At 66.2% G+C, this 21,116-nt stretch carries 15 protein-coding genes and 2 tRNA genes; 2 read left to right on the top strand and 15 right to left on the bottom strand.

Annotation, left to right across the window (positions count from 1 at the left end; translation table 11 throughout):
• Positions 1–63: 63 nt before the first annotated feature.
• Complete coding sequence (locus C8J40_RS12645; protein ID WP_132897327.1) at positions 64–2,376, bottom strand: DNA translocase FtsK; 2,313 nt, start codon at positions 2,374–2,376, stop codon at positions 64–66.
• 143 nt (positions 2,377–2,519) lie between these two features.
• Between C8J40_RS12645 and C8J40_RS12640 the strand changes: the two genes are divergently transcribed.
• The gene (locus C8J40_RS12640) at positions 2,520–3,734 is read left to right on the top strand and encodes a UbiH/UbiF/VisC/COQ6 family ubiquinone biosynthesis hydroxylase (protein ID WP_132897326.1); all 1,215 of its coding nucleotides are present in this window, start codon (positions 2,520–2,522) and stop codon (positions 3,732–3,734) included.
• Here the strand turns inward: C8J40_RS12640 and C8J40_RS12635 are convergent.
• The 7 genes from C8J40_RS12635 to C8J40_RS12605 form a co-directional block, all read right to left on the bottom strand.
• On the bottom strand, positions 3,724–4,338 hold the full coding sequence (locus C8J40_RS12635; protein WP_132897325.1) for a DUF2238 domain-containing protein: 615 nt from the start codon (positions 4,336–4,338) through the stop codon (positions 3,724–3,726). The two genes, C8J40_RS12640 and C8J40_RS12635, sit on opposite strands and share 11 nt — an antisense overlap.
• Positions 4,338–4,526 (bottom strand): Trm112 family protein, encoded by a 189-nt coding sequence (locus tag C8J40_RS12630; RefSeq protein ID WP_277984525.1) that lies wholly within the window; start codon positions 4,524–4,526, stop codon positions 4,338–4,340. Before C8J40_RS12630 ends, C8J40_RS12635 begins: the two co-directional genes overlap by 1 nt.
• Entirely contained in the window at positions 4,523–5,161 is a 639-nt protein-coding gene (locus C8J40_RS12625) for an LON peptidase substrate-binding domain-containing protein (protein ID WP_132897324.1), read from the bottom strand. Before C8J40_RS12625 ends, C8J40_RS12630 begins: the two co-directional genes overlap by 4 nt.
• Complete coding sequence (locus C8J40_RS12620; protein WP_132897536.1) at positions 5,158–6,054, bottom strand: tetratricopeptide repeat protein; 897 nt, start codon at positions 6,052–6,054, stop codon at positions 5,158–5,160. The genes C8J40_RS12625 and C8J40_RS12620 overlap by 4 nt, the downstream gene beginning before the upstream one ends.
• A 504-nt stretch (positions 6,055–6,558) precedes the next feature.
• Positions 6,559–10,041 carry an error-prone DNA polymerase gene (locus C8J40_RS12615; RefSeq protein WP_132897323.1) on the bottom strand — a complete coding sequence of 1,161 codons (3,483 nt, stop codon included), beginning with the start codon at positions 10,039–10,041 and terminating at the stop codon, positions 6,559–6,561.
• A gap of 13 nt (positions 10,042–10,054) precedes the next feature.
• Positions 10,055–11,524 carry a DNA polymerase Y family protein gene (locus tag C8J40_RS12610; RefSeq protein ID WP_243693366.1) on the bottom strand — a complete coding sequence of 490 codons (1,470 nt, stop codon included), beginning with the start codon at positions 11,522–11,524 and terminating at the stop codon, positions 10,055–10,057.
• Positions 11,493–12,275, bottom strand: coding sequence for a hypothetical protein (locus tag C8J40_RS12605; RefSeq protein WP_132897322.1), 783 nt, complete (start codon positions 12,273–12,275; stop codon positions 11,493–11,495). Before C8J40_RS12605 ends, C8J40_RS12610 begins: the two co-directional genes overlap by 32 nt.
• Before the next feature lie 197 nt (positions 12,276–12,472).
• Here C8J40_RS12605 and C8J40_RS12600 point away from each other — a divergent pair.
• Positions 12,473–12,547, top strand: a tRNA-Gly gene (locus tag C8J40_RS12600).
• A 417-nt stretch (positions 12,548–12,964) separates the two neighbouring features.
• Here C8J40_RS12600 and C8J40_RS12595 read toward each other — a convergent pair.
• The 7 genes from C8J40_RS12595 to C8J40_RS12565 all read right to left on the bottom strand — a co-directional run bounded on the left by C8J40_RS12595 (position 12,965) and on the right by C8J40_RS12565 (position 21,039).
• Positions 12,965–13,040: transfer RNA gene (locus tag C8J40_RS12595), tRNA-Phe, on the bottom strand.
• A 53-nt stretch (positions 13,041–13,093) separates the two neighbouring features.
• Positions 13,094–13,267, bottom strand: coding sequence for a DNA gyrase inhibitor YacG (gene yacG, locus C8J40_RS12590; protein WP_132734889.1), 174 nt, complete (start codon positions 13,265–13,267; stop codon positions 13,094–13,096).
• Positions 13,264–14,226: a ribonuclease gene (locus C8J40_RS12585; RefSeq protein ID WP_132897321.1), complete on the bottom strand. Its 963-nt coding sequence runs from the start codon at positions 14,224–14,226 to the stop codon at positions 13,264–13,266. The genes yacG and C8J40_RS12585 overlap by 4 nt, the downstream gene beginning before the upstream one ends.
• Positions 14,219–14,785, bottom strand: a complete 567-nt coding sequence (locus tag C8J40_RS12580; RefSeq protein WP_132897320.1) for a nucleoside triphosphate pyrophosphatase — start codon at positions 14,783–14,785, stop codon at positions 14,219–14,221. Before C8J40_RS12580 ends, C8J40_RS12585 begins: the two co-directional genes overlap by 8 nt.
• Positions 14,786–14,834: 49 nt before the next feature.
• Positions 14,835–15,053 (bottom strand): translation initiation factor IF-1, encoded by a 219-nt coding sequence (gene infA / locus C8J40_RS12575; protein WP_031441079.1) that lies wholly within the window; start codon positions 15,051–15,053, stop codon positions 14,835–14,837.
• Positions 15,054–15,236: 183 nt separating this feature from the next.
• Positions 15,237–18,659 carry a DNA methyltransferase gene (locus C8J40_RS12570; protein ID WP_132897534.1) on the bottom strand — a complete coding sequence of 1,141 codons (3,423 nt, stop codon included), beginning with the start codon at positions 18,657–18,659 and terminating at the stop codon, positions 15,237–15,239.
• 226 nt (positions 18,660–18,885) lie between these two features.
• Positions 18,886–21,039 (bottom strand): sodium-translocating pyrophosphatase, encoded by a 2,154-nt coding sequence (locus tag C8J40_RS12565; protein ID WP_132897319.1) that lies wholly within the window; start codon positions 21,037–21,039, stop codon positions 18,886–18,888.
• Between the last annotated feature and the right edge of the window lie 77 nt (positions 21,040–21,116).

Genomic DNA, 21,116 nt, shown 5'->3' with positions numbered 1-21,116 from the left:
ACCCCCGCGTTCGCGAGGGAACAGAAGGTTTCTCGAAGGACGGCTGGTGTCGGTTTTCCAGCGCTAGATCGCATGCCCTTCGGTATCGCGGAGCACTTCGCGCCGCCCGACATGATCCGGGCGGCCGACGATGCCGTCCTTCTCCATGCGCTCGATCAACCGCGCCGCGGAATTATATCCGATCCGCAACTGGCGCTGCAGCCAAGAGGTCGAGGCCTTCTGCGATTCGCACACCAGCTGGATCGCCTGGCGATATTGCTGGTCCTCCGCCGAATCCTCCCCGGTCGGTGAGCCCTCCAGCGCGAAGCTCTCCTCGGGCTCCTCGGTCACGGAGGAGATGTAATCCGGCAGCCCCTGCGAGCGCCAGTGATCCGCCACCAGCCGCACTTCGTCATCGGTAACGAACGGTCCGTGCACGCGGACGATGCCCTTGCCGCCAGGCATGTAGAGCATGTCGCCCTTGCCGAGCAGTTGCTCCGCACCCTGCTCGCCGAGGATGGTGCGCGAATCGATCTTCGACGTGACGTGGAAGCTGATCCGCGTCGGCAGGTTCGCCTTGATGACGCCGGTGATGACGTCGACCGACGGCCGCTGCGTCGCCATGATCAGGTGGATGCCCGCCGCGCGTGCCTTCTGCGCGAGCCGCTGGATGAGGAATTCGACCTCCTTGCCCGCGGTCATCATCAGATCGGCCAGCTCGTCGACGATCACCACGATCTGCGGCAGCACGTCGTATTCGAGCTTCTCCTCCTCGTACATGGGTGCGCCGGTATCCGGGTGATAGCCCGTCTGCACCTTCCGACCGAGCGGCTGCCCCTTGGCCTTCGCACCGCGCACCTTGTCGTTGAAACCGGCGAGGCTGCGCACGCCGACCGAGGACATCTGGCGATAGCGGTCCTCCATCGTCTCGACCGCCCATTTCAGCGCCCGCACCGCCTTGGCCGGATCGGTGACGACCGGCGACAACAGATGCGGAATGTCGTCGTACATGCTCAGTTCGAGCATCTTCGGATCGATCATGATCATCCGGCACTGGTTCGGCGTCAGCTTGTACAGCAGCGACAGGATCATGCTGTTCAGCCCGACCGACTTGCCCGAGCCGGTGGTGCCCGCGACCAGCAGATGCGGCATCGGCGCGAGATCCGCGATCACCGAATCGCCCGCGATGTTCTTGCCGAGGATGATCGGCAGCTGCGCCGACTGGTCCTCGAACGTCTGGCTCCCGACGAGTTCGTGCAAGCTCACCGCCTCGCGCCGCGCATTCGGCAGCTCGATGCCGATCACGTTGCGCCCCGGGATCACAGCCACACGCGCCGAAATCGCGGACATGTTGCGGGCGATATCGTCGGCCAGCGCGATCACCCGGCTCGCCTTGACGCCGGGGGCGGGCTCGAGCTCGTACATCGTCACGACCGGCCCCGGCCGCACCTCGATGATCGACCCCGTCACCTTGAAATCGTCGAGCACGTTCTCGAGCAGCCGTGCGTTGCGCTCGAGCCCCGCCTTGTCGATCACATTGCCTTGGCTCGGCGGCGACGGCGTCAGCAGGTCGAGGCTCGGCAGCGTGAAATTGTCGCGCAGGTCGAGCGACGACTGGCGCTCCTTGGGTTTCGCTTGGCTCGGCGCGTTCTGGCGATCCGCGATCACCGGGGCAGGGCGCGGATCGGGTTCGGCGATCGCGCGCGGCTCGACCGGTTTGCGCGTCAGTGTCAGCGGCTCGTCGTCGTCCTCGTCGATTTCCGCAAAGCCGTCATAGCCCAGCGCCTCGGTGCGATTGCGGCGTGGAAAACGCCATTTGCGCTCGCCGAGATCGATCTCGATGCTCTTGCCCCAGACGATCGCGCCCGCGATCGCCGCGACCAGACCGACCGCGCGGGCGGACCAGAGTTCGGCGACCGGCTGGCCGATGAAGCTCAGCCCCCAATGCACGACGCTCGCGACGGACAAGCCGATCACGCCACCCCAGCCGGCGGGCAGCGCCAGCACCGACGATCCGGATACGAACGCGAGCGCGCTCGCCATTAGCGCGACGCCGATCGCCGCCCCGCGCACCATCCGCAGCCAATGCCCCAGCGGCAGATCGCGCCACAATCGCATGCCCAGAATCGGCCCGATCGGCAGCAGCAGCGCGACCGCCGGCCCGAACAGCGTCAGCGCAATATCGGCGAACCATGCGCCCGGTGGTCCCACCAGATTGTCGGGATAGGCGCCCGATGCGGTGTTGAGCGCAGCGTCACTCGGATGATAGCTCGCCAGCGCCAGCGCCATCAGCAGCGTGCCGACGAACAACGCGATCGCCGCGATCAACGCGCCGCTGCGGACGGCACCCGCCTTCACCGTCTCACGCCACAAGGCTGGCTGCGCGCGGCTGGCCATGACCCGTATTCTCCAGTTGCAGTATAATGCAGAAATGCATCGCCCTCGGCAGGCTCAACGTCAAGGTAACCACGCGACAACACGGGTTAAGCTGCACCCGGATCGTCGTTGGCAGCGACCGGCTGGCGGGATAAAGCGGCGTCATGGACACAGATGTAATCATCCTCGGTGGCGGGCTGGTCGGTGCGACGCTCGCCGTGGCGCTCGGCGTGCACGGCATTTCGACGATCGTGGTCGACCCGGCGGACCCCGCGGTGACGCTGGCACCGGGCTTCGACGGCCGCGCCTCCGCGGTGGCGAGCGCGAGCCACCGGATGCTCAATGCGATCGGCATCGGCGCGACGCTAGCGGGGCAGGGCTGTGCGATTCGCCAGATCCGCGTCAGCGACGGGCTGGAGCCGGGCAAGCTCGATTTCGTCCCTGACGCCGACGATGGCGCGCTCGGCACGATGTACGAGAACAAGCTGCTCCGCCGCACGCTGTTCGACACCGCGACCGCGGCGCCGCACGTCGACCTCCGCATGCAGACCCGCGCGACGTCGGTCGACCGCGCCGAATCGAGCGTCACCGTCATCCTGGACTCAGGCGAGACGATCCGCGCACCTCTGATGATCGCCGCGGAGGGCCGCAATTCGCCAACGCGTGAGGCCGCGGGGATCACCATCGCGCGCTGGTCCTACGAGCACACCGCGATCATCGGCGCGTTCCATCACGAGCTGCCGCACGGCGACGTCGCGTACGAAATTTTCTATTCGAGCGGCCCGTTCGCGCTGCTCCCGCTCCCCGACGATGCCGACGGCCACCGCTCCGCGATCGTCTGGACGGTCGACGCGAAGAACGCCCCCGGCATGCTCAAGCTCGGCGACCGCGCGTTCCTTGCCGAAGCGGAAAAGAGCATGGGCGGCTTCCTCGGCGCGCTGTCGATGGCCACGCCGCGCTCCTCCTATCCGCTCGGCTTCCACCACGCCGCCCGCATTACCGACACGCGGCTCGCGCTGGTCGGCGACGCCGGCCACGGCATTCATCCGATCGCCGGGCAGGGCCTTAATCTCGGCTTCCGGGATGTAGCGACGCTCGTCGAAGTACTGGTCGAGGGCAAGCGGCTCGGCCTCGATCTCGGCGACGCCGCGCTGCTCGCGCGCTATCAGCGCTGGCGCGGGCTCGACACGTTCATGACCGCCGCCGCCACCGATACGCTCACCCGCCTGTTCGGCCTCCCCGGCAAGACCGCCAGCGCCGTCCGCCGGTTCGGCATCAGCGCCGTCAACGCGATCCCGCCGCTCAAGGACCGCTTTATGGCGGAAGCACGCGGCGAAAGCGGCGACCTGCCGAAACTGCTGCAAGGGCTTACCGTGTGAGACGCGCGATCTGCCGATCGTGAACGCGGGACAGTAGGGTCAACGCGAGACCTGCGCCGATCAGGCACATCAGCATGTCCCATTGCGTATCCCAGGGATCGCCCTGCGTCCCGAGGAACGCATCGGCGCCCTGACCGAGCGCAACGGCCGCCCCGAACTCGATCAGTTCGTATAGCGCGCTGACGGATAGGCAGTAGGCGAGCACGGTGATGGTGAGCAGGCGACGCGACGCGATGCTGCCGGTTCGCACGAGTACTTCGCGTAAGGCGACGGCGGGGACGAATCCCTGCATCAGATGCCCGAACCGATCATAGGGATTGCGCGCGAGATGCAGCATGTCCTGGGCCGCGAAACCAATCGGTACGCGGGCGTAGGTATAGGCACCGCCCAGCATCAGGACGAGGCCGTGCAGCGCGATCAGCAGCAGTGCCAGGTCCGTGAAGATGAAACGGCGGCGTAGCGCAACCAGTATTGGAAAAGCGACCAGGACGGGTGCGACCTCCATCCACCACGTCGCGCGGTCGAACGGCGCCCAGCCCGATCCGACAAGCCCAAGTCCCCAAACCGCGCCGAGAGACCAAAGGCGGCGGTCGGTCGATGGCATCAATCCGCTACGCGTCCGCCAAGTTGCCGCGCTTCCTCGACAAGCATCACAGGGACGCCGTCTTTGATCGGATAGGCCAAGCCCGCGGTGTCCGAAATCAACTCCTGCGCCGCTTCGACATAGCGCAGCGGCGTCCGCGTCATCGGGCAGACCAGGCGTTCGAGCAGCCAAGGATCGAGCGTGCTCACTGCAACGTCACCGATTCGTCGCCATCGTGCCGGCCGAAAAACTGCATCAGCTGGATGATCAGTTCGGCGCGCTGCTCGATATCCGGCGCTTCCAGCAACGCCTGTTTCGCGGCCGCATCGAACGGCGCGATCTGGGCGATGCCGTTGACAAGACTCTCGTCGTCGAGCCGTCCGACCGCATCCCAATCGACCGCATAGCCCTGCATGTCGGCGAACCGGCGCGACTCCATCTCCAGCGACGAGCGCCGTCCGAGCGACAGCGCGTCGTCCTCGATCAACGGCAGCAATTCCGCTTCGACCTGTCGGAACGCGGTCGTCACGTCCAACTCGCGGACGATCCGGAACAGCGCGATGCCCTCGAGCACGACGTTGTACCGCCCGTCGTCGAGCGCCTCGACCTCGGCGATCTTGCCGACGCAGCCGATGTCGTACAGCGCATCCGCGTCGTCGTTCGGCCCGCCGCGCGGCTGGATCATGCCGATCCGCCGATCACGCGCCATCGCGTCACTGATCATCGCCCGATAGCGCGGCTCGAACATGTGCAGCGGCAGGTGCATGCCGGGGAACAGCAGCGCTCCCGGCAACGGGAAGATCGACAGCCGTGTGGTGGCGCGAGGAGGCGACTCGGTGGTCATCCAAACAGGATCGCAGACAGACGCCGCCGCTGTCCAGACACCCACGGGTCTTCGAGCCCGACGACTTCGAACAATTTCAGCAGTTGCGTCCGCGCCGCGCCCTCGTTCCAGTCGCGCTCGGTGGCAATGATGCCGAGGAACGTGTCCGCGGCGGCATCACGGTCGTTCGCCGCCATCTGGCCGTTGGCGAGCGCAAACCGCGCTGCCAGATCGTCGGGGTTCGCCTCGACCGCAGCCAGCAGCGGCGACAGGTCCGCGACCGGCGGGGCCGACTGCGCGAGCGCGAGGGCAGCTTGCGCGCGGATAATCGCGGGATCCTTGGCGATCGCCGGATCGAGGTTCGCCAGCCAATCGCTCGCCTCGTCGAGCTGCCCGGTCGCGACCAGCGCGCGGACGAAGCCGGCATGGACCTGCGGATGCTCGGGCGCGATCTCGGCGATCTCGCGGAAAATCCCGAGCGCACGCTCGCCGTCACCCGCAGCGAGCGCCTCTTCGCCCACCGCGATCAAGGGCTCGACGTCGGGCGCGGCATCCGCCGGCCCGGCCTCGATCGGCAGCTGCTTGAGCAGCTGGTCGAGCAGCACGCGCAGCTGAGATTCAGTCCGCGCGCTGGTCATGTCGGCGACCAGCTGGCCCTGGAACATCGCATAGACGGTCGGGATCGACTTGATCTGGAATTGCGCGGCGATGAACTGGTTCTTGTCGGTATCGACCTTCGCCAGCACGACGCCCTTGTCGGTATAATCGGCGGCGACCTTCTCCAGCGTGGGCGTCAGCGCCTTGCACGGCCCGCACCATTCCGCCCAGAAATCGATGATCACGAGCTTCGTCATCGACGGTTCGACGACGTCGCGACGGAACGCCTCGACGGCGTCCTTCTCCGCGGGGGACATTCCAAGCGTGGCCAAGTTCAACTCCCGTGTGGTTCTAGCGCGCTATTTGGGGGGCGGCGGCGGCGAATGCCACCTCTGGAGCCAACCTGTAGAGCATCGCGGTCGAAATTCCACGCGCCGCCGCCGCCGTTGAAACGGCCCGTCGATCCATGTTCGGTTACCGTCGGTACATCCCCATCGGTCCGTCCCCCTCAAACCCGTCACCCCAAACCCGTCCCCCTCAAACCCGTCACCCCAAACCCGTCACCCCAAACCCGTCACCCCAAACACGTCACCCCAAACACGTCACCCCAAACACGTCACCCCAAACACGTCACCCCAAACACGTCACCCCAAACACGTCACCCCAGCGAAAGCTGGGGTATCCCCGTGAGGCGCTGGTCGCGTGCCACGTGAAATACCCCAGCTTTCGCTGGGGTGACGGGCGTAGGATCCGAGACGGGCGTAAGATTCTAAACGGGATCCACATCCGTGACGTGATCGGCAGCCGTGACCAGATTAGAATCAATGAAAGTCGCGCGACTTCGGCAGGACTCGCACATCCCGTGGATGCGTCGCGCGCGGGTGGTGTGCGCGGGCATCCGGGCTCCGGGTGAGGACCGGGCGGATCACCTCGTCGACGCGCGCGAGCGGCGGTTCCAGCGCGTGATCCTCCGACAACAGCCGCAGCATCTCGGTGCGATCCTGCACCCGTGCGGTCATAAGGTGCGTGACGCCTTCCTCGCTGCGCTGGATCACGCCCTCCAGCACCATCAGCCGCGACGCCATCACCGCGCGGCGGTTCGCCTCGAAATCGCGTGCCCACATCAGTCCGTTGGTGACGCCGGTCTCGTCCTCGATCGTCACGAAGATCGCATTGCCTTTGCCCGGCCGCTGACGGACCAGCACCACCCCCGCGACCTTCGCGCGCCGCCCGTCCTTGGTAGCGTTGGCCTGCGCGCTCGACAGGATACCTTCGGCCGCGAACCGTTCGCGGAGAAAACTCATCGGATGCGCCTTCAGCGACAACCGCGTCGTCTGGTAATCCGCTGCCACCTGTTCGGAGAGCGGCATCGCCGGCAGATGCGCATCGGGTTCCTGGCCGAGTTCAGGCACGTCCGCGGCAGCGAACAGCGCAAGCTGCTTTGGCGGTGTCCTGCGGACGTCCCACAACGCCTCGCGGCGCTCCTTGGCGATCGATCGGAACGCGTCGGCGTCGGCGAGCAGGTTCATCGCGCGCTGTGGCAGGTTCGCCCGCCGCGCGAGGTCCTCGATGCTGGCGAACGGCGTGGTCCGGACGCGGACGATCTCGTCGGCCCAGTCCTGTCGAAACCCATCCACCTGCCGAAAGCCGAGACGCAAATCCTCCCCGGCACGGGGAGGGGGACCATCCGCAGGATGGTGGAGGGGGCGCGCCGCAGACGTCGCGCTTGGAAAAGTGGCAGCCGCAAGCGACTCGTCTGTGGACGCCTCCCACCCCGCTTCGCGCGGTTCCCCTCCCCGTGCCGGGGAGGATTCAAGCGAATTATCCCAACCACTCGCATTCACATCGACCGGCAGCACGGTCACCCCATGCTCGACCGCATCGCGCACCAGCTGCGCCGGCGCATAAAACCCCATCGGCTGCGAATTGAGCAACGCGCAGCAGAACACCGCCGGGTGAAAGCATTTGATCCACGACGACACGTACACCAGTCGCGCGAACGACAGCGCATGGCTCTCGGGAAAGCCGTACGACCCAAACCCCTCGATCTGCTTGAAACACCGCTCAGCGAACTCGCGCTCATACCCCCGGCCGACCATCCCGCCGATGAGCTTAGCCTGGAAATTATCCATGCCGCCGACCTTGCGGAACGTCGCCATCGCTTTCCGCAACTGGTTCGCCTCGTTCGGCGTGAACCCGGCCGCGACGATCGCCAGTTTCATCGCCTGTTCCTGGAACAGCGGCACGCCGTAGGTGAAGCGGAGCAGTTGCTTGAGTTCGTCGGGCGGCCCGAACTTCGGATCGGGCGAAGGATATTCGGCCACCTCCTTGCCGCTGCGCCGCCGGAGATATGGGTGCACCATGTCGCCTTCGATCGGCCCCGGCCGGACGATCGCGACCTGCACGACCAGATCGTACAGCACGCGCGGGCGCAACCGCGGCAGCATGTTGATCTGCGCGCGGCTCTCGACCTGGAACACACCGATGCTGTCGCCCTTGCACAGCATGTTATAGACCCGGTCGTCCTCAGCGACTGCAATCGTATCGAGCTTGTGATCGCCGTGACCATGCTCGCGCATCAGGTCGAACGCCTTTCGGATGCACGTCAGCATCCCGAGCGCGAGGATATCGACCTTCATCAGTCCGAGCGCGTCGATATCGTCCTTGTCCCATTCGATGAAGGTGCGGTCCTCCATCGCGCCGTTATGGATCGGCACCATCTCGTCGAGCCGTCCCTGCGTGAGCACGAACCCGCCGACATGCTGCGACAGATGGCGCGGGAATTCGAGCAGCCGGTCGACCATCTCGCGCAGCCGCGCGATCTCCGGATTGTCGATGTCGAAGCCGGTTTCGGCAAACCGCTGTTCCTGGAAGCGGTTCGAGAAACTGCCCCACACCGTGCTCGTCAGCCGCTGCGTCACGTCCTCGGTCAGTCCCAGCGCTTTGCCGACCTCGCGTACTGTGCTCTTCGGCCGATAATGGATGACGGTCGCGGCGATCGCGGCGCGGTCGCGACCATAGCGGCGATAGATATACTGCATCACCTCCTCGCGCCGCTCATGTTCGAAATCGACGTCAATATCCGGCGGCTCGTCGCGCTCGCTCGATACGAACCGCGAGAACAACAGGTCGTATTTCATCGGATCGACCGAGGTGACGCCGAGCAGGAAGCAGACCACCGAGTTGGCTGCCGAGCCGCGTCCCTGGCACAGGATCGGGGGATCCTGCGCTCGCGCAAACCGGACGATGTCGTGCACGGTCAGAAAGTAATAGGCGTATTTTCGCTCGCGAATCAGGGCGAATTCTTCGTGGAGCAGCGCCCGCATCTTCTCCGGCACGCGGTAGTCGTAGCGTTCCAGCGCGAGCTGCCAGACATGATGTTCGAGCCAATCCTGTGCCTCCCAGCCGGCCGGAATCGGTTCGTGCGGATATTCGTATTTGAGATCGTCGAGCGTGAAGGCGATCCGCGATAACAGGCGTGCGCTCTGCGCCACCGCATCGGGGCGATCGCGGAACAGCCGGGCGATCTCGGTCTCGGGTTTCAAATGCCGTTCGCCGTTCGCGGCGAGCAACCGCCCGGCCTTGTGGATCGTCGTGCGCTCGCGGATGCAGGTGACGACGTCGTGCAGATCGCGGTCGTCGGGATAGGCATAAAGCGCGTCGGTCGTCGCGAGCACAGGAACGCCTGCCGCATCGGCAATCCGACCAAGTCGCGCCAGTCGCCGCCGATCGCGACCGCCGCGCGGCATCGTCACGCCGAGCCAGACCGCATCCGCACCCAGTCGCCTGACCGCGCTAAGGACCGTCGCCAGATCGCGCTCTCTCCGTTCGGGTAGGGCATCGCCGTCCGGCAGCGGCGACACCGGCGTCGCGCCCCGCGCGCTGCTGTTAGGCATCACCACCAGCATCATGTCGGCATGATGCGCGATCAGGTCGCCGAGCCCGAGGATGCAGCCACCCTTTTCGGCACGCCGGTTACCGACCGTCAGCAGCCGCGTCAGCCGCCCCCAGCCACGCCGGGTCGCAGGATACGCAACGATGTCGGGGGTGCCGTCCTCGAACACCAGCCGCGCGCCGACCACCAGCCGGAAGTCGATCGGTGGCATCGCCATGCCGAGCAGACCGTCGCGTGCCTTTTTCAGCGCCTGGTGCGCGCGGACAACGCCGGCGACAGTGTTGCGATCGGCGATCCCGATCCCGCCAAGCTCCAGCTGCACCGCGCGACCGACCATCGCGCCGGCATCGCTCGCCCCATCGAGAAACGAGAAATTGGTCGCGGCGACGAGTTCGGCGAACCCGGTCATGGCGCCGCGCCGCTCACGCGAAGACGCCGTGGAGGTACCAGCGGGGCGCCTCCATCTCGGAATACAGGCCGTGGCGGAAGATCCAGAAGCGGCGGCCGCGGCGGTCCTCGATACGGTAGTAATCGCGCGTCGGGATGTCCTGGCGGCGCCACCATTCGCCGGCGATCCGCTCCGGCCCTTCGCTATGTGCCACATCGTGGACGGTGCGCCGCCAGCGAAAGCGGTGCGGCGGGCCGTCGGGGACCTCGGCCATCATCGATTCGATCGGCTGCGGCGGGTCGAACAGGTAGATCGGGCGGAGCGGCGGTTCGCCCGTTTCGGGCGCGATCCACGGTGTCGGGGCAGGGGCCTCGGCGGCAGGCAGCATCAGCTCGGCCTGTTCGGGAATATGACTGTCGCGCGCCGAGAACCGGCGGACGCGCGCCCGGCCCAGCCGCGTGCCGAGCTGGTCGACGAGTTGCGCGACTTCTCCTTTTTGCGCCTCACCGCCTTCGAGCTTCAATTGCGAGGCGTCGAGTTTCTCGGCCAGGGCGACGTCAAGCCGGACCAAATCGTAGCCGAATCCTGGATCGAGCGGATCGGCGAGGCTGTCGATCCGTTCGCGGAACAGCCGCATCAGCAGCGCGACGTCGCGTGTCGGCTGGCCAGTCTCGATCCGCAACCGTTGGACCAGGCCGTCGGCGCGAAACAGGCGCGCCTCCCAGCGGCGACCGCCTTCGTGACGCTCGGCGAGTTGACCCGCCGCTTCGCCCGCCAGGTCTGCCAGCATCTCCAGCGCATATTCGGTCCGCGCGATCGGTTCGGCGAAACGCCGTTCGACACCGATTTTCGGCACGGTGCGGCGCGCGACGATCGGCCCCTTCACCGACCCGTCGAGCCGGCGAATCATCATCGCCGCCTCCTCGCCGAACCGCGCCGCGATCGTCGCCAGCGGCCGCGCCATCACATCGCCGACCGTCTTCAGCCCAGCGCGCGACAAGGCGGTGGTCGCATCCTCGTCGAGCCCCAGTGCAGCCACTGGCAACCGCTTCACCGCGCGCTTTTCATCGGGGGCAGGTGCCCCCGCATACCGGGCCAGCGCGCGCGCGGTGTCGGGCGTGTCGCCGAACGCATGGCGCACCAGCAGCCCCCGCCGCGCGAGGCGCTCCTCGAGATCGGCGGCGAGGCGACGCTCGCCCTCGAACTCGTGCACGCACCCGGCGATGTCGAGGATCAGCCCATCGGGTTCGTCGAGCGCGACCGACGGCGTATAGCGCTGGCACCCGTCGGCGAGTCGCTCGAGCCATTCGTGATCGGCATGCGCGTCATGATCGTACACCTCCAGCTCAGGGACGCGCGCGCGGGCATCTGCTAACGTCAGCCCCGGAACGAGTCCTGCCCTAATAGCTTCTCGGTCGAGCGCCTTCAGCCTGACGCTGCCCGACACCGTCTCGACGAACGCGATCGGCGTCTCAGCCCGTCCGACGAACAGATGCGGCCGCATCGTCCGCAGCCGCTCGATCGGCAGCCACGGGAATACCAGCGCCAGGTATCGTCTTGGAATCACCAAAGGCGAAGGCGGTATTGTCGAAGATATACGCGTCACGGTCCCACTCCACACGCCAGCGAAGCCCGGCTTGGCCTCCGCGTCGACGCAGCAATTCGATGTCGAAGGTAGGTTTGCCCGGTGCGTCGGCCTCCAGCGGTCGCGATCGACACGCCGCAACCTGCCAGCGTGACGCCGCCGCGCTCGGCACCGGGTCTGCACCGATGCGCAGGCTGAGGATCGTCACGCCCGAGGCTTCGGCGGCCAGCATCAGCCGCCGCGTCGCGGTCAGGTCGATCTTCGGTGCACGTCCCCAGGACTCGATCAGCAGCGTACCAAGCCCGTGGCACCGCGCGGCGTCGGCGGCGGCGCGCAGTAAATCCGTTTCGTCCTCGACCAGCCCAAGCACCAGCGACGACACGTCGAGACCCATCTCGACCAGCCCGGTCGCATGTAGCCGCCCGCCCTGGCGTTCGCTCGCCTCGGTCCGCAACCACATCACCGGCGCCGCCCGAGCCGCCAGAACTGACGCAACCGCGAACCCCGCGCCGCTGGCCGAATCGTCCACGGTGGCGAAAATCTCGTGCAACTGCGCCTTCGCCAAACCGCCCGTCAGCCACGCATCGTCTGCACGATCATCCCCCTGAGCCGGTATACCGGTCGTGGCGATCCGCTTCAGGCGGGCAATCAAGGCGGACGACTCGTTCACAATTGTTCTTGTAATGTTCTATAGAGGGAGTCGCCAAGCGGAATCTCGCATCGACTGATCGGTTGGTGCGGCGCACAATAAATTTGGCGAATTCCGCTATAATATCGAAAAGGCGCTTGCCGATCTCGAAACCTCGGGCTAACAGCGCGCCTCACCCAGTCACCGTGTCGCTTCAGACCGGAGACATAGGCGCCAGAGCGGGCGTAGCTCAGGGGTAGAGCACAACCTTGCCAAGGTTGGGGTCGAGGGTTCGAATCCCTTCGCCCGCTCCAGTTTTCTACAGTGAATACACACTTAGAGGCTGGCCGCCGGGGCCGAGGGTATCCTCATATAGCTTTTGGTAATCGAGGGTTATTGGCTTGCAAGCCCGAACCTAGCGCATTGCCGCTTGGGTAACGACATCGTGAGCGTTGCACAGCCTCGCCAGTCTCGAGTTCGGTAACGCATGCCAGGGGAGGCATGACTCTGGGCTGCTGAACGTCGAAAACTATCAGCTTCTCCCGCCGATAGTGTCAGGGCCTCTTGATCGAGCCGCTGAAAAAGCTCGTCGGACGTCATGATTACAGAGCGTTGCGAGACAACCCGTTTCAATGAACCCCACGCCGGATGTATATCTCGCTGCCACGCATCAGCCTGAGTTCAGGCTTTGCCCGGCAAGTATGTTGGACGTCTCGACCGATAAGGGAAAATGGTGCCCGGAGACGGGGTCGAACCGCCGACACTGCGATTTTCAGTCGCATGCTCTACCAACTGAGCTATCCGGGCACGTCCGGTCTGGGACCGGAGAAGCGTCCGACCTTGCGATCGGAAGGGCGCGTTTAGTCGGGGTCTTCGGCGCTGTCCAGCCCCGTTTGCGAGATTGGGCGGCCGGGAATGCGATACCCTTCGCCGAGCCACTGCAACAGGTCGCGGTCGCGGTGGCGGCTCGAACAGAACGGCTTGTAGTCAGAGACTGCGGGCTGGTCGCAGATAGGGCATTTGACGGTTGTCATCGGGCGCTCTCCAGTTCGTGGACGACGCCGGTGCGGCGCGCGAGTTCCGCGAGCCAGTCGGGGCGCGTCATCAGACGCGTGTGGACTGCTGCGGGCAAGGTGTGGCGGCGCGAGGCGGTCGGCGGTGTGCGTTCGAGCGTGCGGATCGCCGCTCGGGCCGCTGCGCCGACCGGATCGGCGCGGAGGATTTCGGGGATCGACGCCCGCGGGCGTGCGCGGACGATCTGCAGGAAGCCGAAGCCGTTCATCGCGGTGCGCTCGAACGGTTGCGGCAGTGATTCGTCGATCGCGGCGGCAACGGCACTGCGTTGCGCCTTGCCGGCGAGGGTCGGAAAATCGATGCCGATCGAGCCGCCGATGCCGTGTCGGCGAATCGCGCGCGCCACGGCATGCGCGGCGGCGATGGCGAGCGTGTCGAGTGGTGGCGCGCCGTCGACGTCGAACAGCGTCATCGCCGGCGTCGGCGAAAGCCGCAGTGCGCCAAGCGGGAACACGATCTCGCCGCTCACGGCCTCGTCGAGGAGTTCGGACCAGCCCGCCGCCTCCAGCGCGTCGGGTTCGTGCGCGCGCGGACTACGGACGGGCAGGCCCGTCGCCACGAGGCGCTCGTACAGCGTCGGCGCGGGGCAGGGCGGCAGGTCGCTGGGGACGGCCTTGGCGAGCTTCGCGCGGCCGGCCTCGGGCAGCGCCTCGCGGACGATCTCGACGGTCAGGCTCGCGCCCTGTGTGATGCCGGGGGGGAGATAGTTGATCAGCGCCTCGCCGCCATCGAGCGTGACGCGACCACGACGACCCGGAAGCAATTCGACCAAACGCGCGCGGGCGACGAGGCCGACCTTCAGCGCGGTGCTGTCGTCCAACTCGATCGCGGCTTCGAGAATCTGATCATCGTCCACCAGTGCAGCGCGCGCTTCGCCGATGCCGGCTTCGTAGAGCCATTCAGGCCCGGTTTCAGGCAAGCGCGACGCCAGCCGTTTTCAGCAACGCACGCGTTTCGAACAGCGGCAGGCCGACGACACCCGAATGGCTACCCGACAGGAAGCGCACGAATGCCTCGGCACGGCCCTGGATCGCATAGCCGCCGGCCTTGCCCAGCCCTTCGCCGCACGCGAGATAGTCGTCGATTTCGGCAGGCGACAGCGGCTTGAACGCGACGATCGTGTCGGCGATGCGCGTGCGCACCTTGCCGGTCGCGTCGATCACGCAGACCGCGGACAGGCAGTGATGACGCCGGCCCGACAGCTTGCCGAGCAGGTCGCGCTGGATCTCCAGCGTGTCGGCAGGCGGCAGGATGCGGCTGCCGAGCGCGATCGTCGTGTCGCCGGCGAGCACGATCTCGCCCTCGGCGCGCGCGACCGCACTGGCCTTTTCCACCGCGAGGCGGAGCGCATAGGCACGCGGCGGCTCGGCCTTGCGCGGCGTTTCGTCGATATCGGGAGAGGCCACGCGCGACGGTACGACGCCGAGCCGCGCGAGCAGATCGCGGCGGCGGGGCGAGGAGGAGGCTAGAACCAGCACAGGTGCCTCGATGCTTGGGCTACGCGACCGCGCGAACGGCGCGCGGCGCTTATTTGAAGCGGTAGGTGATGCGACCCTTGGTCAGATCGTACGGCGTGAGTTCGCACAGCACCTCGTCGCCGACCAGCACGCGGATGCGGTTCTTGCGCATCTTGCCGGCGGTGTGACCGAGAATCTCGTGGTCGTTTTCGAGCTGAACCCGGAACATCGCGTTGGGGAGGAGTTCCACCACGCGGCCGCGCATCTCGAGCAGTTCTTCCTTGGCCAAATATAATCTCTGAATTGGGGGAATTTCGGGACGAGCGCCCTTACCGCAGGTTCGCGAAAAAAGAAAGCTGGACGCGCAACACACGACGCTCGCGATGTTACTCACGGACGCCGCCTCATGCCTGCCACGCCAATATGGGGGAAAATGACAATTCGGCAATGGGCAGCACGATGGACCGAGCGCTCAAGCGGCGCGGCGGAGCGTGTGGCGATCGCCATCGACAGCGACATGGCCAAGTCGGGCAAGCGCGGCCAGCGTCGCGGCGATCCGCGGCCGAACCTTTTGGCCCTGCGCATACCGGCGTGCGATATCGTCGCTTGTGAGCCCTGCACCACTGCGCAGATCGGCGAGGACGGCAGCAGTCTGGCCGATCGCATCGCGCGGGAACTGCGGTTTGCGACGTGGCGCGGCGGGGAGGTCCGCCTCGATCTGCTCTGAACGCGCGGGCAGTGGCAGCGCGGTAAGCCCGGCGCGCGCGATCTGGTAGTCGGGGCGTAGCCAGCGGACGCGGCCCGCCTTTTCTTCGGCGTGACGCGCGGCGTTGAGCGCGACCAGGCGCGCGACGATGTCGGTGTCGCTAAGATCTGCAGGCCAGCCGTACGCGGTGGCGACGGCCGTATCGATGCGGTCGTGGAGTTGCGCGAGGATATCAACGCGACCGCGTTGGCGCTGGTCCTGTGCAACGGGATCGAACGCAGATCCCGAGCGAAGTCGTGCGAGCAGATTGTAGAGTCCGGTCATCGTCAGGTCGGGCTGCGTGTCGAGCACGTCCTTGCGCGCGGTATCGAGTTCCTCCGCAAGATCGCCGATCACCGCGCGTTGATCGGGCGTCGCATCGGGAAACGGAAACGGATCGGCAATCCGCGATTTGGTGTAGCGATGCCCCTGCTCGAACCGCGCGACGCCGATCAGCCCGCAATTGGCATAGGTCCATTGCAGATGCGCGCGCGACGAGAGCACGCCCAGCGAGAACCCGTCGTCCAGCGCAAAGCAGACGACCATGTGGTCGGGCGTCGTCGTCGCAGGCAGAAATTGCAGGATGCGGTGCTTGGCCGTCTCGGTCGTGCCGATGTAGCGCGACAGGTCGTGCAGCGCGGGACGGAACGTGCGGCGCGGTTCGCCGAAGATCCACCACCGATCCTTGAAGGCTGTGCGCCGATTGGTATCGCGCACCGGTTTCACGGTCATCAGCAGATGCTGGTAAATGGCCGGGAATATCGTGCGCAGAGCGGTCTCGTCATGACCATAAGCATCGATGATCCATCGGTTACTGAGATGACGAACAAGATCCGCGCCGCCGACATAGGGCTTGATTATGCCGGTCGCCGCAGGGGGCGAGATCGCGAGCAGATGGTGCGCTTCTGCCGCCGTCAGGACGAACCCGCGGGCTGCCAGCATCATGCCGTTGCACGACAGCCCGTCATTGGCGACGAGCGCGAACGCCGCTGCCGCGTTTGCACCGATCGAAAGGTCTGCGTTGATCCTGCCGCTCGTGGCCGCGAAGCCGAGCATCGGGGCGTCGGTATCGAGCCCGTGTTCCGCGACGATCTGGAGACGCTGACCGACCGGCACGCCGCGTTCGACCACGGTCATCGCGATCCGCACTGCCGCGGCGTCGGTGGTCGCCTTGGTCCAAGGGTGGTCGGGGATCGCGAGCACGATACCGATCGGCACTTGGGCTGCGAGCCGTTTCGTGATGACGCGCCGGCTGAATTCCTGCGTGATCGAGTTCGTCGTGACGAAGCCGAACCGCTTTAGCCGCGTACCGGTCTCGGTCAGGCGTTCGGCGGCGCGATCCCACCAATACATCACGAAATCGGCCGATCGGTTGATCTGCGGATGCGCCGTCCACAGCGCCGTCAGATAGCGTTCGCCAAACGCGCTGCGCATCGCCGAACCCTTGCCGATAAAGGGCGGATTGCCGACGATATACTCCGCATCCGGCCAATCGGGGCGGCGCGGATTGGTCAGCGTGCCGTCTTCGGCGACACGGTCATGCGCGAGGACGGCGTCCATCGTCGCGATATTGTCGAGCTTCTCCAGCACCGGGTCGGCGATCGTCCGGCGATTGCGCAATTGCCATTGGAGATAGCCGAGCCACAGCACGAGTTCGGCGATCGCTGCCGCGCGGGGGTTCAGCTCGATCCCGAGGAAATGGCGCGGATGAACGGTGGCGGTCTCCAGCGCGAGCGCTTCCTGGCCACCGAGATCGGCGAGCACTTCGAGCACGTCGCCCTCCAGCCGCTTCATCAGTTCGAGTGCGACGTAGAGGAAGTTGCCGGTGCCACAGGCGGGATCGAGCACCGTCGTCGCGGCGAGACGTTCGTGGAAATCATGCACTGCCCGGATCGCCACGGCGGGACGCGACAGCCGCTCGCGCTCGACCGTGCCGAGCACCTGCGTCTCCCATTCGCGCTGCAGCGGCTCGATGATCGTCGCGATCACCAGCCGCTCGACATAGGCGCGCGGTGTGTAGTGCGCGCCCAGCCGCCGCCGCTCGACCGGATCGAGCACCTGTTCGAGCAGCGTGCCGAAGATCGCGGGTTCGACCTCGGTCCAGTCGTGACGTGACGCTTCGAGCAGTTCGCCGATCTCCTCGCGGTGCAGCTGGATCGCGCTGCGTTCGGCAAACAGCCCGCCGTTGAAGCGCCGCACCGTGCTCCGCATTGCCAGCGAATACCCGCCGGTATTCATCGCGCTCCACAGATCCTCCAGCATCGGCGCGAAGCTCGACGGATCGTCGCGCGCGTCGATCAGCATCTGCGTGAAACTGCCGCGATCAAGCAGGTCGGCGCGCTGCGCGAACATCGTGAACAGGCAGCGCATCAGGAAATGCGCGACCGGCTCGGGCGCATGGCCACGATCCTCGAGCCGTTTGCTCACTTCGGCCAGGCGCCGGGCGATGTCGCGGGTGACGATCGCGGCGTGGCGGGCAGGGTCGAGCGCGTGCGGATCGAGCCAAATTTTCCGCAGGCGATAGCGGATCGCCGGATCGCGCAAATCGTCGAGATACAGGCGAAAGCCGGCGCGGTCGGGGAATTGCCGGTACGCCTTGCCCTGGCCCGAGAAGTCCGCGAACAATTCGATCGCGTGGCCGACGTCGCAGACCAGAATGAATGGCGGCCAGCCGTGATCGGTCGGGAGGGCGCGAGCATATTGTTCGGCCTGCTCGCGGGCGTTGCGCATCAGCACGTCCCAGCTGCGATGCGCACTGCGGCGGCCGCGACGGTCGGAATCGTCGGGAGGCGGCAGGCCAAGAAGCGGTGCCTGTTCGGGGCTGGCAACCTCCTTGGTGCCACCCCGTTCGCGGCTTTGCTTGGCCTCGAGGACGAAGCAGCCGCGGCGATACAGGTCGATTCGGCCGTTGCGCTGGATGCCTCCGATATCTTGGAGTCGGACGGCACGTTCGAAGACATAGTCGTTGCGGTCGTGCGTCGCGTCGGCAGGATCGGGCACCGGCACGCCGATCAACCGGCAGAGTTCGGTGAGGAAAAGGGGAAAGTTGGCGCGCTCGGCCCCGCCTTCGTTGGCTCTCCAGCGCGCGATGAACGCGTCTATGTCCGTCGAAGAAAGGACGTTGGAAGAGGCAGCGACCGGGGTGTTCATCCGGTCGCAGACTAAGTGCAATCAGTCGGTCGTCATCCGGAGGTGGGTGCGATCCTGCGCCAATCCGCGAATGTTCCGTAGGCGACTGCTCCGAAACGGATCAGCTGGCTCCGTCACCGGTTAGCGCGGTCGACGGTAATAGTACGACGGGCGACGCGGCAAGCCGCGCCGTCGGTCGGGGGCGTCGGGCCCCCGCCGGCCGGTCGCGCTTGCTGCGGCTTCCGCCTCAGCCTCCGCCGCCAGCCAGCGCCGCGAGCAGCAGCAGCGCGACGATGTTGGTGATCTTGATCATCGGGTTCACTGCGGGGCCGGCAGTGTCCTTGTAGGGGTCGCCGACCGTATCACCGGTGATCGCCGCCTTGTGCGCCTCGGAGCCCTTGCCGCCGTGATGGCCGTCTTCGATGTATTTCTTGGCGTTGTCCCATGCGCCGCCACCGCTCGTCATCGAGATCGCGACGAACAGCCCCGAGACGATCACGCCCAGCAGCATCGCGCCGAGCGAGGCGAAGCCGGCGGCCTGGCCTGCGACGGCAGTGATGATGAAATACACTGCGAGCGGCGACAGCACCGGCAGCAGCGAGGGGACGATCATCTCGCGGATCGCGGCCTTGGTCACGAGGTCGACCGTCCGCGCGTAATCGGGGCGGCTGGTGCCGAGCATGATGCCGGGGTTGTTGCGGAACTGCTCGCGGACTTCCTCAACGACCGCGCCGGCCGCGCGACCGACCGCAGTCATGCCGAATGCGCCGAACAGGTACGGGAGCAGCGCGCCGAGCAACAGGCCGACGATAACGTACGGGTTGGACAGGCTGAAATCGACGGTGACATCGGGGAAGTACGTCGCGAGATCGGTCGTGTAGGCTCCGAACAGCACCAGTGCGGCAAGCCCGGCCGAGCCGATCGCATAGCCCTTGGTCACTGCCTTGGTAGTATTGCCGACCGCGTCTAGCGCGTCGGTGCGCTGGCGAACATCATCGGGCAGCCCCGCCATCTCGGCAATGCCGCCGGCATTGTCAGTGACGGGGCCGTAGGCGTCCAGCGCGACGACCATGCCGGCCTGCGCAAGCATCGCGGTGGCGGCAAACGCGATGCCGATGATCCCGGCCAGCTGGTACGCGACAATCACCGCGACGACGATGACCAGCGTCGGCAGCGCGGTGGATTCGAGGCTGATCGCCAGGCCTTGAATGACGTTGGTGCCGTGGCCGGTCTCCGACGCCTTGGCGATCGACTGCACCGGGCGGTGGTTGGTGCCGGTGTAATATTCGGTGATCCAAACGATCAGCCCGGTCACGACGAGGCCGATCATCATCGACCAGAACAGGTCCATGCCGGTGAAGCTCTGCGTCAGCGACGGTGCCGCCTGCGTGGTGAGATCGTCAGTCGCGGGGTCAAGGAACCCCGCGCCGCCGATCACGCGGTGGAGGTCGCCGAGCACGTACTGCGTGGCGAGGTATATCGCCGGGATCGACAGGATCGTCGAGGTGAAGAAGCCCTTGTAGAGCGCGCCCATGATGCTGCCGCCGCCAAGCCGCACCATGTAGGTGCCGATGATCGAGGTGACGATGCACACCCCGCCGACGAGCAACGGGAGAGTCATCAGCCGCATCAGCTCGGCGCCGCTCGCCTGGATGAGCAGCGCGATCGAGATCATCGTCACGCCCAGCGTGACGACGTAGGTCTCGAACAGATCGGCGGCCATGCCCGCGCAGTCGCCGACGTTGTCGCCGACGTTGTCCGCGATCACGGCGGGGTTGCGGGGGTCGTCCTCGGGGATGCCCGCCTCGACCTTGCCGACCAGATCCGCGCCTACGTCCGCCGCCTTGGTGAAGATGCCGCCGCCAAGCCGCGCGAAGATCGAGATCAGCGATGCGCCGAATGCGAGCGCGGTCAGTGCCTCGACGATGATCCGGTCGTTGGGGGCATGGCCTGCGGGACCGGTGAGGTACCAGAAGAACGCGCTGATCGCGAGCAGGCCGAGGCCTGCCACGAGCATGCCGGTCACCGCGCCCGACCGGAACGCCAGCGTCAGCCCGGCCTGCAGCGACGTGCGCGCGGCCTCGGCGGTGCGCACGTTGGCGCGGACCGAGATGTTCATGCCGACATAGCCGGCTACACCCGACAGCACCGCGCCGATGACGAAGCCGATCGTCGAGATCATTCCGAGCGTGAAGAGGAGAATCGCCGCGACGATGATTCCAACGATCGCGATCGTGGTGTATTGCCGCCCAAGATAGGCCTTCGCGCCCTCCTGGATGGCGGCGGCGATGTCCTGCATCTTGGCGTTGCCGGGGGAGGCTGCGAGCACCTGTCGACTGGTGACGAAACCATATAGGACGGCGATGACGCCGCAGATCATGGCCAAATAGACGGTCGTCATACGGCGCTATCCCTCTTGTCAGGTCCTCTCCGGTCCCGACTTTGCCGAGTCCCGATGTAAGGAACCTATCAGTGCAC

The organism is Sphingomonas sp. PP-CC-3A-396, from assembly GCF_004343105.1.
Classification (GTDB): Bacteria; Pseudomonadota; Alphaproteobacteria; order Sphingomonadales; family Sphingomonadaceae; genus Sphingomonas.
This window is presented reverse-complemented; position numbering and strand designations above follow the sequence as displayed.

What these genes read in the sequence shown, in the direction of transcription:
- C8J40_RS12635 (WP_132897325.1), bottom strand. Translation starts at nt 4,338, where the DNA reads ATGCCATCGACCGACCGCCGCCTTTGGTCTCTCGGCGCGGTTTGGGGA.
- C8J40_RS12625 (WP_132897324.1), bottom strand. Translation starts at nt 5,161, where the DNA reads ATGACCACCGAGTCGCCTCCTCGCGCCACCACACGGCTGTCGATCTTC.
- C8J40_RS12640 (WP_132897326.1), top strand. Translation starts at nt 2,520, where the DNA reads ATGGACACAGATGTAATCATCCTCGGTGGCGGGCTGGTCGGTGCGACG.
- yacG (WP_132734889.1), bottom strand. Translation starts at nt 13,267, where the DNA reads ATGACAACCGTCAAATGCCCTATCTGCGACCAGCCCGCAGTCTCTGAC.
- C8J40_RS12570 (WP_132897534.1), bottom strand. Translation starts at nt 18,659, where the DNA reads ATGAACACCCCGGTCGCTGCCTCTTCCAACGTCCTTTCTTCGACGGAC.
- C8J40_RS12565 (WP_132897319.1), bottom strand. Translation starts at nt 21,039, where the DNA reads ATGACGACCGTCTATTTGGCCATGATCTGCGGCGTCATCGCCGTCCTA.
- C8J40_RS12610 (WP_243693366.1), bottom strand. Translation starts at nt 11,524, where the DNA reads ATGCGGCCGCATCTGTTCGTCGGACGGGCTGAGACGCCGATCGCGTTC.
- C8J40_RS12615 (WP_132897323.1), bottom strand. Translation starts at nt 10,041, where the DNA reads ATGACCGGGTTCGCCGAACTCGTCGCCGCGACCAATTTCTCGTTTCTC.
- C8J40_RS12620 (WP_132897536.1), bottom strand. Translation starts at nt 6,054, where the DNA reads ATGTCCCCCGCGGAGAAGGACGCCGTCGAGGCGTTCCGTCGCGACGTC.
- C8J40_RS12645 (WP_132897327.1), bottom strand. Translation starts at nt 2,376, where the DNA reads ATGGCCAGCCGCGCGCAGCCAGCCTTGTGGCGTGAGACGGTGAAGGCG.